The organism is Psychrobacter frigidicola, assembly GCF_007997305.1.
In the GTDB taxonomy this organism is placed as follows: domain Bacteria; phylum Pseudomonadota; class Gammaproteobacteria; order Pseudomonadales; family Moraxellaceae; genus Psychrobacter; species Psychrobacter frigidicola.
Window position 1 is genome coordinate 1,573,704 of the sequence record NZ_VORZ01000001.1, and the last position, 17,719, is coordinate 1,591,422.

Sequence of the window (17,719 nt, forward strand, 5' to 3'; positions counted from 1 at the left end):
AGATATTTCTTTGTTCTATGCTTTAATGGTCTGATAACTATTCTATAAAAAAATTCTGTTCACCTTTAACTTCTCCATTTTCATAATAGTATAAGCCTGAAATCTCCAGTCTTTTATTAATACCATCACGCCCTTTACCCATAGCGACCTTCTCACCTAATACCGTCCATATTATTCTATAACCCATCTTATTCTGTAACTCTTCTAGCTTATCTCTACGAATAAGTAAATTTCCTTTATCATTACCATATAGCGAAGCGTCGAATAAAACGACTTCTTTGTTCTCATTAACCCATGCACCAGCATACTTAGAGTTAACTAGATTTAGTTGTTGCCATAATAGTTTACTAGGAGAAACTAAATTGTAAGCTAGATCCGAGTTTCTTCCTCCTTCCCATACATGTTCTTCTGTACAAGCGTAGGCTTTTCCTAGAGAACTGTAATCAAAACGTTGTTTAATATCTTGCCAACCATAGTCTCCATAATACGGATTCTCATACATTTTTAATAATGGTGACCAATAATACTCTAAATTAAATAAATAATACCTTTCAGCAGGTTGGGGCATCCAATTCCCCATAAAGTTTTTATCATTTAAATTTGCGACAATCTCATTAAACTCACTATCTTTAATGAGATATGCTTGAACTTTATACCATACTCTCTGATAAGCATCAGAATAAGAATTTTCACCAAGTGAAGGTTTTTGCTCATACGTAATATACTGCTGTAAACTAAACCATTCTTGATTGTCATGTTGTTTTAGAATAAGCTCTTTGGGTTCTATTAACTTTTCGCTAGATATTGCCCATTCTTCAAAATTATCATTCCAATCATCATAAACTGGATTCATGATAATCTTTAGATTGTCTTTTTCAGGAGCAATAAAAGTAGGGTCTATATCCCGAATCGAAGTATCTAAAGAGCCGTCGTACCATACCTTAATTTCTGATTCTCCATGCTTAGTAGACGGGTATATCATTTTATGATTATCAGATACCCTTGCAAAAACCTCATACAATGCTATCCACTGATATTTTTTGCCTATCCTCTCTATAGCATTAGTATGTCGATCACCACTAGTTGTTTCGTGTTTATCAAAATCTTCATGCTTCTTTAAATCATACCCATAACGTTCAAAAATAAGTTGTACTGCATAATTACTTAAATTTGAAACATTAAGATATTTGAAATTACGAAATGCTGATTGGAATACATATCTTCCAAAGTCTCCATACCCTCCAGTACCAGCACCGTACTCGGTTGTCATAGAGCTTATAATTTTGCTACCTACAAAACGGTATTCAGAGTCATCTTTGACCGCACTCTTTAGATGATACTTTTCGACAATCTGTTTTCTCGTTGGAAGATTAATTGGAAACTCACTGCTATATGGAGGTCTACATAATTCAAGTTTCTGATCATTAATATTAATAATTTCTTTGCATTGAGCATATTCAACAATATTTCTAGCATAGTCTCTTACGAGAACATTTGGATAAATTTCATTTTGAGCAAAGAAATCTTCAACTAGATAATTACAAATACTTTCTAAGCCTTCAAATTGCTGAGAAGATAAAATTGCTCCATATATTGAAGCAAAAACTCTTTCTAAAACATATGGGTCATTCACATCCTTAAACGTGTCTATGACTTCAAAAGCAATTGATAACTTATTCTGGAGCAACCTAACAAGAGCTAATGTCGCATTATCACGTAGCTTAATATTTGTACTTGTAAACAGCCATGATAAGCTGACTCCAACTAGCTTACGACTAGAATCAGATAATCCTTCAGAAAAAGCTGACTTCTTCGCCCAACTTATTGAATTATAAATTGATGATGTTTCATAAATCTGGCTACTGATATGGGTCGTCCAAAAAGCATCTCTATCAGGCATACTCATATCGTTTAGCCATGTGTGAAGCTTAATAGCATTGAAAGGATGGTTTTCACGACCTGATACTTTATACATAAAGTCAATAAATTCAGCAAAAAGCTCATCATTACACAAAATGCTATTATTTATAAATATTTTACACTCATCTAGATATATATTTTTTCTATCTCTCCAAAACAAGCTATCGATGAAGGCAAACCCTAAACTATAATTATTATATTTTTTATCGCTTTTGAGTATTTCAAAAAACTCTAGCTCGAATTTAACAGGGACTAATACGGATAAGATGCTCAATACGCCTGTAGATAAGATTCTATCCTCGTATTTAACTGAGAATGAATTACACATAAACATTTTATATAAATTATTAACATCATCTATGCTGTTACATATATTTTCAGCAGTTAAATAGTCTAAAAATCGTTCGAAAGCAAAATATATATACTCATTCTCAGAATTTTTATCTTTATAGCTAAGCAATAAGTTTTCTGACATTAGAGCCTGTAAGAAACTATCTACATCAGCTTCTTTAAAACCAGTCTCAACAGTAAAACTCATTGCTTCTTCGTAAGAAATTTTACTATTTTTGTTTAAGTAAAATTCTTCTGCAATCCTAAGTAGTATTTTTTTGACGTAATTTATACTAGGTCGATAGCTAAATTTGGAAATATGTGACAATCTCGTATTGACTAATTTTAAATACTCGTCGAATATTTGTGTAATTAGGCTTATTGAGTATTCATTATTTTTCGAGTTAGACCTATATTCACAGTATATTTTAAGAAATAAAGGGTTTTTAAATTCATTAACTAGCACTGGTTCAGTTGGTAAAGATAATTTATAATGCTTATAAAAACCTTGAACTGCCTCAAAAACATTATGTTCAAAGCCTTCGTGTAAAATCTCACTAATAATATTATTCTTAATAGCAGGTTTAATATTCTCTAAAACCTCATCTTTATACTCAGTACGTACAGATACAACTAAGCCAACCCATGGATATTTTTTAAACTTGTTAATAAACCCAGCTAATGAGTTGTTCCAAAAATACCTTCCTTGACCTTCATTAAGTGCATCGATAATAATCAAGCATCTTTCTTTTTGCCTTTTGCCAATATCGTTCATAATTTCTAGCAACTTATCTTCGTTATAGTCTAGCCTTAACTCATTTCTTAAAATTTGACTCCAAGGATTATCCTGATTGTTGAGCTTTTGACCTAATATCAGAATACATTTATTATTCTTATAAATTATATTAGATGCTAAATCGGCTAGCAAATGTGATTTACCCACACCTGCGTCTCCATATACTACTAAATATGGGTTATCAAAAATATTAAAATCTACATTTTTCAAATCTTCGATATAACCTCTTAAATCCCAGATATTATTTCTATTTAAGTAACTATAACTTTCATTCGTGGCTTGTATTATTTTTTCAACATCGGGTCCAAGTTTGTCAAGCGCTTCTACAACATTTGAAAATGATATACTTTTAATTTCTTCGCTCGATACATCTTCCCAACTTACTCTTAGTTGAGTTAATACTGAATCTATAGACTTAATAACACCATTCTCGTCTAAATTATGTCTCTTGATATCGTATTTAAAATCCTTTAAAATTTTATATATTTCGTTGAAATTATTAAAAATAACTTCTTTAAACTTCTCACTTCTTAATAATGCTTGGAAGCTATTTGATATCTTATCAATTTCAATATTTAATGTTTTACTATACCTAACTCCTAAGTCAGTAATCTCATCTCTAACTTGATTTTCAAACCACTCATCAGTTAACGTACTTTCATTAGACTTTTCATAACTTTCAAGATTTTTACCTAATTTTTCTCGAACGTATGTTTCAGTTTTAACTTTCCAGCTGTTAAGCACCTCTACAGGGTATGTCATAGGCTCTCTATCAATTATCTTATGACAAACTGAGCATAACCAAATTCCATTTTCAAAAGATTTTATATCCTTTGCACTCATACTTGGGTCAAACCTAGGTCCTCCAGAACTTGCAGCGCATATATGCGCTGCCTCCCCTATAAGGGTAGTTTTATCAGTGGTCTCTAAGTTTGCAGCAATGGTATTTTTTCTACACTCAGGGTTTGAGCAAAAATTGGCTACCCTATCCCTCAACAACCTTATAGTACTGAGTGTGAAGTCATTTTCTTTAGCTCTAGCCATTTTTAACCCTAATATTTTCTGTATGTATTAAATGATTACTTTACTATATAAATTTAAACTGAATAAGTTCATCAAGAATCGCTTGGTGTACACTATACCCAATTATAACGCTATATATTAATCAGTCAGTTTTTCCAGTCTTACCTCTCCGACACTTCTCAGAACAATAAATCACCTGCTCCCAATCCTTTTCCCACTTCTTGCGCCAGCTAAATGAACGTTGGCAAACAGGGCAAATCTTCTGCGGTAGGTTTGCTTTTTTGTGTGCCATAATTTTCTATCCTTTCTGATGATCTACATTCTCATACTTCTTAACCCGACGACACTGGTCTGAGCAATAGACCATACTCTCCCAATTTTTATCCAATTTCTTACTCCAACTAAACTCTCGCTCACAGATTGGACATTCTTTTTTGCGAACGTTCTTCTTTTTGTGCGCCATACTTTTCTCACTAAGTTATTTAATCAATTACAGCTAGCGAATAGCCGTCTAACGTCCCCAGACTGGCGAACGTGCTAGTCCACCAGACTTACTGTTGATAGTGTAACTGCTGCCCCCTGTTAATGAGCGGATGACTAGACTGCTACCAATGCTGCCGTTTATTTTGCTATTTTGCATAGCATAGACTGTATATTGTGCTGTTGGTGATAAACGGGCTGGCTCATCAAGTCCCGTCTCTGCTAAATTAACCACTTGCCCACTGGCTAAGCTCATGACTGCGGCTTGACGACCATTAAGATAGCTCATACGCTGACCGTCGAGACTTAACTGTGGGCTAGCTGCATAACCACTAGTAGCAATCTGTGTGGACATGCCAGTAGCAAAAGTATAGCGATAGATGCGTGGCCGTCCAGCACGAACTTTATCACTGACGTAAACGAAGCTTTTACCGTCAGCGGCGTAGCTTGGCTGCACCTCAGTACTAGGTAAGCTAACAAGCGGTTTGATCACACCATTATTCAAAGACAATTCATAAATATCAGCATTGCCACCGACTGATGAGCTATAAATTAATTTTTGTCCATCTGGCGAAAAGGTAGGAGATAAATTACTCCCTTTCTCTTTGACAACCAGATTGTGGCTTTGCTTGTTGCGATCATAAATATAAATCTGTGGATACTGACGCGCTTCTTGTTTGCTATACGCCAAAAGCTGACCATCAGCTGACCATGCTGGCGAATAGATATAGCCATTGAGCTGCTCAATTAACTGCCTATCATTACCATCGGGACGAATGGTATATAGCGAAGATATTTTTGCTGCCCCAAAGCCCTGCTCCTCCACATACGCAATGCGCCCAAGGCGATCAATCACTGGCATGGTGGCGGTGAGCGGGTTAATAGCAGTGGTGTCTGATGGGGTCATTGATGATAATGTCTGACACCCTGCTAAGATAACAAGAATTCCGCTGCCTACCATTATCGCAACTGCGCTGCGGATGGTAGACAGATAAGTCATTGATTTGAGCATAGAATAAAATCCAATAAGGCAGAGATGGGTAATTCGTACTGCGACCTCAAACTTTTAAGCGTTTTGTTAAAGGGCAGCAACAAAGTAACGGTGGCAGTATTTAAAGATGGCAGCGCGTTAACAGAGAAGTTTAAAAGAGGTGAGCATTAGGATTATAAAAGATAAGGACAACAGTGTAGCGTAAATATTGAAAAATCTTAGACAAAAAAACGCCTCACTACATAGCGAGGCGTTCTTTATTTCTATAATAGCTGTTATATATAATAAAGGTTTCAAACTGCCTTTTATTTAAGGCTATTTATTAAAACCCTATTATTTATTAACTGCTTGAAACTGTGCCACTTGATTAGCATTGGTAATGGTTAAGATAGGCGTGTTTTTCGCGTTTTTGCTCAAGCTATAGTTACCTTGTACCGTAGCTAGGGTGGCTGTATCAAAGCTAGCTTGTGGTTCAGGGCATGCCATCATCGTGCTAAGGCTATTCTGGATTTGGACATTACCGTTAACCACTTGGTATTGAGCGCCCATGTTGTTACAGGTATTCATATATGTGACGCGGTGCTCGCCATTTACATTCATGAAGTTTAAAGTTAAAGGTTTTGATGGGTTAAAGAACAGTTGGCTAACTTGCTGACCGTTGGTGCGTTTAGCATCAACCAATTGCCAGTTATAGGCTTCTAGTGTATTGGTAGTGATGTTCTGAGTGGTTGGAGCAGTAACGCCTGGGGTAGTTTGGCAACCGGCTGCTAGTGTGCCTACTGCTAATACGCCTGCCATCATTACTTTAGTCATGTTTTTCATATAAACTCCTAGAAAGGTTGAATCGATTTATTATGTTAGTTTTCCCAAAATGCTTAACTCAAAGTTACGCATAGCTTATTTTATACCAGTTATGTTGCTATGATAATTACGATCATGGGTATATTTATTTTTTCTTATTATTGTTGCCCCTAATCGTTACATCTATTATGTCCTGTTGGGATCTGATTGTCATGCAGGTTTATGTATAAGCCTTAATAAAACATTGTTCCAGCGTATAGGCCTTTTGCTACTATCTCTTGCTAGTTAAGCGATTAGCTGCTACCAGTTTATTGGCTCTCTTTTATCTATCTATTGTTACCTGCTAATTATGATTTGAATACGAATATAATTTTAGCAAGATAGTTTTACAAACCAGCAAAATGCCTTAAAACCGACACGCATGCATTTATGATATAATTTAGCCACCTTAATTTCATAACTATAAGATCAAAAACGATGACTAAAAAATCCCTTATCCAATCCCCTGAAGCAATAGAAAAAATGCGTATTGCTGGTAAACTTGCCAGTAATTTGCTAGTGATGTTAGACGAGCATGTCAAAGTGGGTATCAGTACTGAAGCCTTGAATCAGATTGCTCATGATTACATCGTCAATGTGCAACAGGCTATCCCCGCCCCGCTAAACTATAATGGGTTTCCAAAATCCATCTGCACTTCAGTCAATCATGTGGTCTGTCACGGTATTCCCACCGAAAATAAAATCCTTAAAGATGGCGACATTATTAATATTGATGTGACCGTGATTAAGGATGGTTACTACGGCGATACCTCCAAAATGTGGATTGTCGGTAATGGCTCCATCATGGCACAGCGTATCTGTAAAGTAGCACAAGAGGCCCTATATGCCGGTATGAGCGTAGTCAAAAACGGCGCGCGGTTGGGTGATGTGGGCGCAGCGATTCAAGCAGTAGTCGAGCCAGAACGCTTTAGTATCGTGCGTGAATTCTGTGGGCACGGTATCAGCAATGAGTTTCACCATGAACCCCAAGTCATGCATTACGGTAAAAAAGGCACAGGCTTTGAGCTGAAGACTGGCATGACGTTTACTATTGAGCCGATGATTAATGAGGGCAAATGGCAGACTAAAATCCTACCGGACGAATGGACGGCAATTACTAAAGACCGTAAGCTGTCCGCGCAATGGGAACATACAATGGTCGTGACTGACAATGGCTGTGAGGTATTTACCACGCGTCCTGAAGAAGACTTAAGCTTTTTGACCCAGTAACATAATGAAAGATCGCTTAGGCGGTCTTTTTATTGCGCTTGTTTTGTTACTACTGCTTTTATTACCTATATTTTAAACTCTTAATCGGATAACACACATGTTCACATGCGATGTCGCCTCCATTTATCTTACACCGCTGCCGACTTTACCTGCAACACAAGGTTCGAATACTACAAGTTTGGATGCCTCCTCTGTCACTGATAAATCTCTATTTGGGATTCCGCAGTGGCTAACACAAATTAATAACGATATCAGCCGTGAGCTTGAGTGTGGCGTTGCTATTCGTCAATTGGTAGCAGCGCGTGCTTGTGCAATCGATGACTTACTTATCGCTTTGTTCAATTGGTTTGAGTTAGATAAAACAGACTTGGCGTTGTTCGCAACAGGTGGTTATGGTCGTGGGGAGTTATCCCTCTATTCAGATATCGATATTTTGCTGCTTGCGCCTGATGATATTGCAGCAGAGGTCAGCACTAAGATTGATAGCTTAGTCGCGATGCTTTGGGATATCGGTTTGGAGCCAGCATTAGCGGTGCGTAGCGTCGAAGAATGCTTGGAGGCTGCAAGCGATCATACGGTTGCTAGTACGTTATTAGAATCACGGTTGCTCATCGGCAATGAAGCTTTAGAAAACGTGCCTAATGACATTGTTAATAAAGTGTGGTCGCAGCGCGACTTTTTTGAGGTTAAGATTGCTGAGGCCAAAGCGCGTTATATTCAGCACAATGCGACAGAATATAACCTTGAACCAAATGTTAAAACCGCACCAGGCGGTCTGCGCGATATCCATATTATTGGCTGGGTAACGAAACGTTATTTTCGTATCGGTAAGCTTTATGACTTGGTACAGCAAGACTTTTTGACTGAAAAAGAGTTTGATGAGTTAAGCTTCGCTGAAAGCTATTTATGGCAAATACGTCATTATTTGCATGAGCTAACGGAACGCAATGAGAACAGGTTGCTTTTTGACTATCAACGTGAGATTGCCCAGCGAATGGGTTATGAGACTCAGCCCGACGATGCGCCTAATGCGGCAGTAGAGCGTTTTATGCGCGATTATTATCGTTGTGCTATGCAGATATCCACGCTATCCGAGATGCTAACCAATCATTACTATGAGACTATTATTGAGCCAAAGCTGCCTAGTAATGAACGTCCGGTAAAACGCCCACTGAATGCGCACTTTAATCAAATGGGCGATCACATTGCTATCGCCCATCATCGGGTTTTTGCTCAGCATCCGGAAACTATTTTAGAGATGTTTCTATTAATGGGGCAGTATGGCATCAAAAAGGTGCGGACGCGGACGTTACGGGCTCTCAAAATAGCCGCTCGCGGTATTGATCAAACCTATCGTGATAATCCTGAACACCAAGCGCTATTTTTGTCGAATTTAAAAGAGCAAAACTATCTATTTCACCGTCTGCGTACGATGAATCGCTACGGCGTACTGGGTAATTATATTCCTGCTTTTGCGCAAGTGACGGGTCTGATGCAATACGATTTATTCCATCGTTATACGGTCGATGCACATACGTTATTTTTGATACGCATTTTACATCGTTTTACCGACCCACGTTTTCAACAAGACTTCCCGCTAGTCAGTGCGATTTTTCAGCGTATTGAGCGTAAAGAGATTTTGGTATTGGCTGCCATGTTCCATGATATTGCCAAAGGTCGCGGTGGCAATCATAGCGAGCTTGGTGAGACTGAGGCAATTGAGTTCTGTCTCACTCATGGCATGAGTAGCGCCGATGCCCAATTGGTTGGTTGGCTGACGCGTCATCATTTATTAATGTCGAGGACGGCGCAGAAAAAGGACATCTCTGACCCCGAGGTCGTGGCTATTTTTGCCAATTTAGTGGGTAATGTCACTCATCTTAATCATCTGTATGTATTGACCGTTGCTGATATGAATGCTACCAATCCTCAGCTTTGGAACAGCTGGCGGGCGACTCTGATGAAGCAGTTATATGCACAAACACGGCGTATTCTACGCGCGGATATCGATGCGCCGACCAATCGCCAAGATATGATTGTTGCTACACGCAAGCAGGCGCTGGCTATGCTTGATAGCACTGACAATCAAAATATGAATCGCGATGAAGTGTTGAAATTATGGGATGATTTGGGTGATGAATATTTTTTGAGGGAGATTGCAGAAGACATTTTATGGCATACCGGAGCGATATTAAACCACCCACCCATTGGCCGCGCCTCTGACGCTGATAGTGCGCCGCTAGTCGTTTTGCGTGAGCATCGCGAGCTGGCACTGGATGCGGTGCAAGTTTTTGTGTATACCCAAGATCAAGCCAATTTGTTTGCCGTAACCATGTCAGTATTTGACCAGATGAATCTGGATGTATTGGACGCGCGTATTATTACTGCGACCCGCGACTTTGCTCTAGATTCTTATGTATTATTGGATCGTAGCGGCACATTATTAGCTGATGAAGACAGCCAACAAGAGCTAAAACAGCGCTTAATTGATGCCTTTAAAAACCCGACGCTGCCTAAGCTGGTTAATAAGCGCATTCCGCGTCATCTCAGACATTTTGATGTGCCGACCGTTATTAGCTTTGAGTTTAATGAAGCCTCAAACCAGCATATTATGAGTCTGCAAACGCTTGACCAACCAGGACTATTAGCACGAGTTGGGCAAGTATTTTTGCAACAACAGATTGAGGTACATGCAGCGCGTATTACTACGTTAGGCGAGCGTGCAGAGGATATGTTTTATATCACTGACCAACAAGATAAACCGCTAACAGCAGAGAAACTTGATATTTTACAAGCCGCTTTAACCGCGAGTCTCGTTATACGTAAAGATAATAACTGTGTTTAAGTTATTATCTTTACGTCGTTTTCTTTAAATGACTATCTTTGAATCACTAGAACTAAATGGCTGTAATCAAATAAATATGTGTACCAGTTGAACCTATTGAAACTGAACCAAGCTTTTATATATCATATCGCCAGCGTGTGGAATCAGCTCATCTTCGGCCAGCTCTGGCGGTAGCACCCGCGCCTCTATTTCTTGCTGTGATAATAGTAACCGTCCAGCGTCAATCTCTTTTTGCAACAAGCACTGTAAGCTTGCCAGACGCAATTGCGCCTCATAACGTTCATGAATCTGCTGTAATGAGATGGGTGCATGTGCATGAATGTCAGGAAAAATACTGTCAGATGCTAGGATAACCATCTCATTGAGCATCTGCTCGCGTACCAGATCTGCTTTATCAATATTGTTTTGCATAATATTGGCGAGGCGGCCTTTAGCAGTAAACATCGCCATAAAAAACAGCGTCTGTAACCCGAACACTGCGAGGTATTGCCATAAGTATAAATGCACACTGAACAATTTGCTCAGCAGCATCAGCACAATGGCTACCACCACATAACTGACCAATTGCCACAACAGCCACATAATAAGACTATTATCCCCAAACCAAAACATCTGCTGCTCTTGAAGCGTAATCAGACGCTGACGTGATTGCCACCACTGCCCCTCGCGCCGTTGCAGCTCTTTATAAAAGGCGGTGCGACGTTCACTATTATCGGAAAAAATGGGCATATGAGTAATCCTTACATAATCCGCTAGGTAGCATGGCAGCCATTGTTGTTATATCAAAAAATCATCAGGGGTCATTAGTAATGAAAATGGCTAAAAACAATCTAACCATTAGCACGGTGAAGATTTGGCTTGGAAGATGACAAAGCCATAACAATGGCTATCAGAAGCAAAAGACAAAAAATTAGAGAAATGCTACACTGCTCAAATGTAATTTTTCGTTATACCTTCATTATAGCCTGTTGTACAGTCTTTACTAGATGTCACTTATTCTTACTATTTGTTACTATCCCTTATTATAGTTAGCCTAATTATGAATCACAACTTATCTTATCTGCACCCTTACCCCTTCGCTAAGATGGCAACTTTACTTGAAAATAGCGCTCCAGCCCAAGCCTGCACTGAGATTAAGCTGGGTATCGGTGAGCCAAAACATGCCCCTCCCGCCTTTGTACTGGACGTTCTAAGAGAAAACTTGGACAAACTATGTCAATATCCAACCACAAAGGGCACTTTTGATCTGCGCCAAACCATCGCGCATTGGTTGGAGAGGCGGTTTTTCCTTCATCATGTGAATCCCAATACCGAAGTTTTACCGGTGATGGGCACACGTGAGGCGATTTTTAGCTTCGTGCAAGCGGTAATCGATCATGGCGAAACTGCTGAGCCAGTCTCCACAGATAAGCAGAACTCTATAAATCAGGACCCTGTAAGTCAGACACCCATAGTCGTCATGCCCAATCCGTTTTATCAAATTTATGAAGGCGCGGCAATACTTGCGCAGGCGACGCCTTACTTTGTGCCCTGTACCGTAGATAACGATTTTAAAGGTGATTACCGCGCTGTTCCCAAAGATATTTGGGAACAAACGCAGCTGTTATTTATTTGTAGTCCGAACAATCCTACTGGTTCAATAATGACAATGGACGATTGGGAATTTCTTATCCGCCTGTCTGATAAATACGATTTTATTATTGCCAGTGACGAGTGTTATAGCGAATTGTACTTTGATGAGCCACCGATTGGTTTGCTACAAGCGTGCGCAACGTTGGGCCGCAATGATTTTAAGAATTGCGTGGTTTTTCATTCGTTATCAAAACGCTCAAACCTACCAGGTCTGCGCTCAGGTTTTGTCGCAGGTGATGCGTCCATTTTGACCTCTTATCTACAATACCGTACCTATCAAGGCTGTGCGATGCCCATTCCGCATCAGCTTGCCTCCATTGTTGCATGGCAGGACGAGAAGCATGTGGCGCAGAATCGAGCGCTTTATCAAGAAAGATTTGCATTGTGGATGGCAGAACTTGGCGAGCTGTTGGATTTACGGATGCCAGAAGCAGGATTCTATTTTTGGATAAAAGTCCCCGAATCGTTCAACGGTGATGATGAGGTATTTGTGAAAGCTTTGTATGAGCAGGCGAATATTCATGCCTTAGCAGGTCGCTATTTATCCCGTGAAGTGAATGGTAAGAATCCAGGTGAAGGCTATGTGCGTGTTGCGCTTGTCGCTAGCGTTGAGGAAAGTCGTGAGGCAATCAATCGCATCCGTAAGCTTCTTAATGCTTAAAAAATATCTTGGCTCTTAAAAAACAGCGTTAATAAAGTGAATGAACACCCTTAATATTTAAAACATCCCTAATAATCTTAATTACCCTTATGTTATTGGGGATAAGGGCGTAGATAGTGCTATAGTAAAAGGACATTACTGTAGCCTGTCGCACGCAGTAGCTGCTCACTAACTCTATGAAGCAGTCTTTACTGCACGTGCCATCAAGGATGATGCCATGCCCCATCTTGATTTTACCCAGCCCCCTTTTGACGTATTAAGTGCCACTGAGCGCCAAAGCCTAAAAAAACATACCCAAGTGCGCTATCTGGCCGCTAATGAAACTCTACATCCTGACGATTTGCAGTATTTTTTTGTGGTGCTAAAAGGTCAAGTTGAGCAAACCCTAAATGGGGAATTTGTCGCCTCCTATTTAGGCGGTAACCACTCCGACCATCTCAATAACAATGATTGGTTTGACAGTCGTCGCCTGCCTGAAGAACAAGATAGCGTGTCAGCAGATCTTCAGCCCTATAGTTATCACTATCGCGCTGACGAGGACACGTTGTTACTGCAAGTTGATGGCATTGCAATGAATAAAATCAGTGCACAAAATCATCTGGTACGCCAATTATTGTCCGATAAATTACCGGAGCGCTTAAAAGCGTTGCAGCAGCGACGCAGCTCACAAAGTCGGTCTTTGGGGTCGACAGGCTATAGCGCACAACAAGAAGTGCAGCAAATCATGCTACAGCCGGTGACTGATGTTACCTTGTTACCGGTGCATATTATTGATGCAGATAATAGCTTACAGCAAGCGGCTCGCATCATGACCGAAGCCGGACTGAAACACGTTCTGGTACGCCCATCAACGGTTTCAGAAAGTGTTTCAGACAATCCATCTATAGCGCTACTTAGCCTCGAGAACTACTCGGAAAGAACGCTCGGTATTTTAACCGATAATGACATTTGTCGCGCCGTGAGTGAAGAGCAAGACCCTGCCACGACGCCTTGCCAGCGCTATGCAAGCTTTAATCTACATACCATTGATACCGATGATGAAATTGGCGATGCCCTTTTGACCATGACCCGTTACCGTATTCATCGCCTGCCGGTTATTGATGCGCAGGGTAAAGTCGCAGGCATATTGGGGCAAAGCGATATGCTCGCCCATATTGGTCATCATTCCCAACTGATTAGTATTCAAATTGAGCAAGCAAAAGACTTAGCCAGCCTGCATACCGCAGTGGATTTGATTGGGCGCTATATTCGTGCGCAACATGAGAATGGGGTAAAGATTGGTATCGTCAGCCGTATGGTACAAACGCTGAATGCACAAGTTTTTACCAAACTCTGGCAACTTATTGTGCCAGATGAGGTCATGAAAAATACGTGTGTGATTGTAATGGGCTCGGAGGGTCGCGGCGAGCAAATCATGCGTACCGACCAAGATAATGCCCTTATTATCAAAGATGACTTTTCACACCCAGACTTAGCACAATTTGCGGAGACTTTTAATAATCATCTGGCAACGCTTGGTTATCCGCTATGCGATGGTAATATCATGATGACCAACCCGATGTGGCGAAAGCCGCTTAAGCAGTTTGAAGCTCAGATTAGCTTATGGTTTAGAAACACTGATCCCATGCACAGCATCTATCTGTCCGCCATACTAGACGGTGAATATGTCTGCGGTGATAAAAACTTACTAACACATGTCCGCGAATATTTAAGAATTGCCCATCGGCAGGCAGACCCTATGTTTGTCCGTCAGTTTGCGCGTGCCGCCTTACAGTTTGGTGACGTGAATCAATGGTGGCAAAAGTTTGTACCTTTATTGGGTAAGCCCAGCCCAGATGATATTGACCTTAAAAAAGCCGGTATCTTTCCACTGGTGCATGGTATTCGAGCATTGGCGTTAGAGAACCATATCGTGCAAGTATCCAGTACCAAAAATCGGCTAAAAGGATTGGTGCAAGCCCATGCTCTCACTCAAGAGCGTGCGGATACTTTAGGTGAAGCGCTAGAGTTTTTTATGGCGCAGCGTTTGGCGGTTGCCTTGTCAACGGAGGACAAGCATGCGCGACAAGTTGACCCCACTACTTTGTCGGCGCTTGAGCGTGATGTGTTAAAAGAATGTTTGGCAGTGGTCAAAAGCTTCAAAGTCCAACTGCGACAGCATTATCAACTGGATATCAATTAATATGAATGGTAATTCCTTATGAGCTGGCTTAAACAGTTATCCTCTTCATGGCAACAAAAGCGATTGCAGCGTCCTGAATTGGCATCAATGTTTGAACCGCCGGTGGCTGGACAGTGGGTGGCGATTGATTGTGAAATGACTGGATTGAACCCTCGTAAGCATCATCTATTGTCTGTCGCCGCCATTCATGTGAACGGCGATACCATTGATACGGGTAATGGGCTACATTTGGTCTGCCGTCCGCCGGTTATGCCTGACCGCGATACCATTGTTATTCATGGACTGCGTACTGCGGACGTTGAACATGGTATAAGCTACGATGAGATGCTGGCGATATTATTACCCTTTATTGATAATCGTCCCATCGTTGGTTTTTGCCCGCAGATTGACACTGCTTTTTTGAACCCTTTGGTTAAGCAATACATGGGTACAGCTTTGCCCAATGAAGTGATTGATGTGCGCCTGTTATACAGTCGGCGTATGGGCAATCACGACCAAAGCGCGCCCAATCCATCGCAACATTTGACCAAGATTCTAGCGCATTATAATATCCCTGAATTGGGCACGCATGACGCTTACAACGACGCCGTGATGACCGCCATGGCATTTTTGCATGTACGCTAATGTTTAGCATCTACGTCAATTTAGCAACTCATGTTACTATAGGCGGTTTTCGACATCTGACAATAGATATTTCATGCCTATCCTTCCTAACACTTATAGTCAGCGTTTACTAATCCCTGTTAGTACGCGCTCATCCAGTACCCGCACATCGAACCGTTTACCATTACCCCGCGACCATAACGGGCGCTTATTCAAGCTGGGTTTGCTCTGTGTTCTTATGACACTCACGCCCATTGGTGCTCAAGCAGTATTGCCAGCTAACATTCAAGCTGCGTTAACGCGTGCAGTGCTCACACCTGCTGATATTAGTATTATTATCACGCCAGTCGGTGAAAAAAATACCAGTCGTCTACCGCCAATAATAGAAGTTATTGACAGTGCCAATCTTACTACCAGTACCGACCACATTGTTATTACCAGTTCTAGCGCCCCTACCACTACCAACACTAAGCCTCATAAACAGACTTCCGCTAACGTCAATAGTGTTCATAAAAAGACAGAGAGCCAAAACACACCTATTGTTATCAGCAAACAAGAAATTGCCCAGCAAGAGCGCAAACTCCATGCTTATACCGACGACACTTATACCTATAAAAGTATAGAAAATCCGCCTTCTATTCTGCCAGCCCGTGATATTGCATCTACAAATAGCCCTTCTAAAAACAGTTCCTCTAAAAGCAGTCTAAGCACCACGTCTTCTACTATAACCGTTCTAAAACCCCTTATTAGCCATCAGCCTAATATCGCCCGCACTCCTGCCAGCACCATGAAACTCATTCCCAGCTTTATTGCGCTTGATACCTTGGGGGCTGATTTTGTGTGGCACACGCGGGTTTATCATTCGGGTATTATTATTGGTAATCGTTTGCATGGCGACCTAATTATTCAAGGTAGTGGCGACCCAAAAATGACTCACGACCGCTTGCAGCAACTGCTTTATCAAGTCCAAAATGCAGGTATACGTCACATTGATGGGGATATTATTATCGACAGCACCATCTTTAGTAACGTGACTAAAAACCCAGCCGCTTTTGATAACGCACCATTGCGACCTTATAACGCCAGTCCCGATGGTTTTTTGGTAAATTTTAGTAGTATGGGCATTCAAAGTTATCCACTAGATAATGGACAAGCCCAGCTAACCTACACCCCGCAACTGGCAAACTATCAGCTGCCTAGTCTTGTGAATACCCGTACCGCAGTCTGTTCACAAGCCAGCTACAGCTTAGCACCACAGTGGCAAACAGATAAACTGACGTTCAATGCCAATCTTCCAGACAGTTGCGGCGAGCATGTATTTTATGTTGCTTATCCCGATGCTAAAGACTTCGCTGCTCGAGTTATTGCTGCTAAGTGGCAAGAGTTGGGGAATACTTTGAGCGGAAAAGTAGTGTCACAAGAGACACCTTATGACGCTACTCAGTCTGCCAAAAACACACAAGCAAAGCGTGGTTTAGCCACCTTGCCAGTGTCGCCACTACCAATAGTCAGCTACCCATCTTTGACCCTGACTCAGCAAATTTATGACATTAATCATTTCTCAAACAATGTCATGACCGAACAAGTGGCATTATCGATAGCGGCTTATCATAAAACAGCAGTGACAAAAGCCAATATCGCTCAAACTGGTACGCCCAATATAACCAGTCATAAAACAGCGAGCTTATATCAATTTGGTAAGCCCAACTCTACGAGCTACCCACAAGCGCTGACAACTATTAATCAGTGGTGGCAAACGCACCTCACTTCACCGCCGCCGCACCTGACTAATGGTTCTGGGTTATGCCGAGATTGCACCGTCACTGCCTCTAATTTGAATGAGCTATTAACCTACGCTTATCATCACCCAAGCTTTGACGCTTACGTGAATTCCTTAGGTATTGCGGGCGTGAGTGGTACTATTGCAGCGCACAGTGAGCGCTTGCCGGAGTCGTCTGCCATTGGACGCGCATGGATAAAAACAGGCACATTAGATAATGTCACTTCCATGGCAGGATATGTCAAAGGCCAATCGGGACAGGATTATGTGGTGGTCGGCTTGATTAACACTGAACACTCTTTAAATACTTATACTGCAAGACCCGTGCTAGACGCCTTACTGGATTGGACCGCGCAGCAATGATAGCCCAAGATTAATTAAGCACGTCATATTAATTTATTGCTCA

General features: G+C 41.1%; 12 protein-coding genes. 6 read left to right on the forward strand and 6 right to left on the reverse strand.

Translation table 11 applies throughout. The features are described 5' to 3' along the window. Positions 1 to 37: 37 nt before the first annotated feature. The 5 genes from ES754_RS06485 to ES754_RS06505 form a co-directional block, all read right to left on the reverse strand. Positions 38 to 4,090: an NACHT domain-containing protein gene (locus ES754_RS06485; protein ID WP_147223093.1), complete on the reverse strand. Its 4,053-nt coding sequence runs from the start codon at positions 4,088 to 4,090 to the stop codon at positions 38 to 40. A gap of 121 nt (positions 4,091 to 4,211) precedes the next feature. Then, positions 4,212 to 4,361, reverse strand: coding sequence for a DUF2256 domain-containing protein (locus tag ES754_RS06490; protein WP_147223095.1), 150 nt, complete (start codon positions 4,359 to 4,361; stop codon positions 4,212 to 4,214). Between the two features lie 6 nt (positions 4,362 to 4,367). Continuing rightward, on the reverse strand, positions 4,368 to 4,532 hold the full coding sequence (locus tag ES754_RS06495; protein WP_147223097.1) for a DUF2256 domain-containing protein: 165 nt from the start codon (positions 4,530 to 4,532) through the stop codon (positions 4,368 to 4,370). Between the two features lie 48 nt (positions 4,533 to 4,580). Further along, positions 4,581 to 5,561, reverse strand: a complete 981-nt coding sequence (locus ES754_RS06500; protein ID WP_227677914.1) for a Xaa-Pro aminopeptidase — start codon at positions 5,559 to 5,561, stop codon at positions 4,581 to 4,583. Positions 5,562 to 5,873: 312 nt separating this feature from the next. Next, positions 5,874 to 6,362 carry an META domain-containing protein gene (locus ES754_RS06505; protein ID WP_147223101.1) on the reverse strand — a complete coding sequence of 163 codons (489 nt, stop codon included), beginning with the start codon at positions 6,360 to 6,362 and terminating at the stop codon, positions 5,874 to 5,876. Between the two features lie 456 nt (positions 6,363 to 6,818). Here ES754_RS06505 and map point away from each other — a divergent pair, with 456 nt between their 5' ends. After that, a complete protein-coding gene (gene map, locus ES754_RS06510) occupies positions 6,819 to 7,610 on the forward strand; it encodes a type I methionyl aminopeptidase (RefSeq protein WP_147223103.1) in 792 nt (263 codons plus the stop codon). 97 nt (positions 7,611 to 7,707) lie between these two features. Then, positions 7,708 to 10,455: a [protein-PII] uridylyltransferase gene (gene glnD / locus ES754_RS06515; protein WP_147223105.1), complete on the forward strand. Its 2,748-nt coding sequence runs from the start codon at positions 7,708 to 7,710 to the stop codon at positions 10,453 to 10,455. Positions 10,456 to 10,548: 93 nt separating this feature from the next. Here the strand turns inward: glnD and ES754_RS06520 are convergent, their stop codons facing one another. Continuing rightward, positions 10,549 to 11,184: a hypothetical protein gene (locus ES754_RS06520; protein ID WP_147223107.1), complete on the reverse strand. Its 636-nt coding sequence runs from the start codon at positions 11,182 to 11,184 to the stop codon at positions 10,549 to 10,551. A 310-nt stretch (positions 11,185 to 11,494) separates the two neighbouring features. Between ES754_RS06520 and dapC the strand changes: the two genes are divergently transcribed. The 4 genes from dapC (at position 11,495) to ES754_RS06540 (ending at position 17,676) form a co-directional block, all read left to right on the forward strand. Beyond that, positions 11,495 to 12,748 (forward strand): succinyldiaminopimelate transaminase, encoded by a 1,254-nt coding sequence (dapC, locus tag ES754_RS06525; RefSeq protein ID WP_147223109.1) that lies wholly within the window; start codon positions 11,495 to 11,497, stop codon positions 12,746 to 12,748. A gap of 217 nt (positions 12,749 to 12,965) precedes the next feature. Continuing rightward, positions 12,966 to 14,930, forward strand: a complete 1,965-nt coding sequence (locus ES754_RS06530) for a DUF294 nucleotidyltransferase-like domain-containing protein (RefSeq protein ID WP_147223111.1) — start codon at positions 12,966 to 12,968, stop codon at positions 14,928 to 14,930. Positions 14,931 to 14,948: 18 nt separating this feature from the next. Then, positions 14,949 to 15,554: a 3'-5' exonuclease gene (locus ES754_RS06535; protein ID WP_147223113.1), complete on the forward strand. Its 606-nt coding sequence runs from the start codon at positions 14,949 to 14,951 to the stop codon at positions 15,552 to 15,554. Positions 15,555 to 15,627: 73 nt separating this feature from the next. Further along, the gene (locus tag ES754_RS06540; RefSeq protein ID WP_147223115.1) at positions 15,628 to 17,676 is read left to right on the forward strand and encodes a D-alanyl-D-alanine carboxypeptidase/D-alanyl-D-alanine-endopeptidase; all 2,049 of its coding nucleotides are present in this window, start codon (positions 15,628 to 15,630) and stop codon (positions 17,674 to 17,676) included. Positions 17,677 to 17,719 lie beyond the last annotated feature (43 nt).

Coding starts and splice junctions, on each gene's coding strand:
- ES754_RS06485 (WP_147223093.1), bottom strand. CDS start 4,090: ATGGCTAGAGCTAAAGAAAATGACTTCACACTCAGTACTATAAGGTTG.
- ES754_RS06490 (WP_147223095.1), bottom strand. CDS start 4,361: ATGGCACACAAAAAAGCAAACCTACCGCAGAAGATTTGCCCTGTTTGC.
- ES754_RS06495 (WP_147223097.1), bottom strand. CDS start 4,532: ATGGCGCACAAAAAGAAGAACGTTCGCAAAAAAGAATGTCCAATCTGT.
- ES754_RS06500 (WP_227677914.1), bottom strand. CDS start 5,561: ATGCTCAAATCAATGACTTATCTGTCTACCATCCGCAGCGCAGTTGCG.
- ES754_RS06505 (WP_147223101.1), bottom strand. CDS start 6,362: ATGAAAAACATGACTAAAGTAATGATGGCAGGCGTATTAGCAGTAGGC.
- map (WP_147223103.1), top strand. CDS start 6,819: ATGACTAAAAAATCCCTTATCCAATCCCCTGAAGCAATAGAAAAAATG.
- glnD (WP_147223105.1), top strand. CDS start 7,708: ATGTTCACATGCGATGTCGCCTCCATTTATCTTACACCGCTGCCGACT.
- ES754_RS06520 (WP_147223107.1), bottom strand. CDS start 11,184: ATGCCCATTTTTTCCGATAATAGTGAACGTCGCACCGCCTTTTATAAA.
- dapC (WP_147223109.1), top strand. CDS start 11,495: ATGAATCACAACTTATCTTATCTGCACCCTTACCCCTTCGCTAAGATG.
- ES754_RS06530 (WP_147223111.1), top strand. CDS start 12,966: ATGCCCCATCTTGATTTTACCCAGCCCCCTTTTGACGTATTAAGTGCC.
- ES754_RS06535 (WP_147223113.1), top strand. CDS start 14,949: ATGAGCTGGCTTAAACAGTTATCCTCTTCATGGCAACAAAAGCGATTG.
- ES754_RS06540 (WP_147223115.1), top strand. CDS start 15,628: ATGCCTATCCTTCCTAACACTTATAGTCAGCGTTTACTAATCCCTGTT.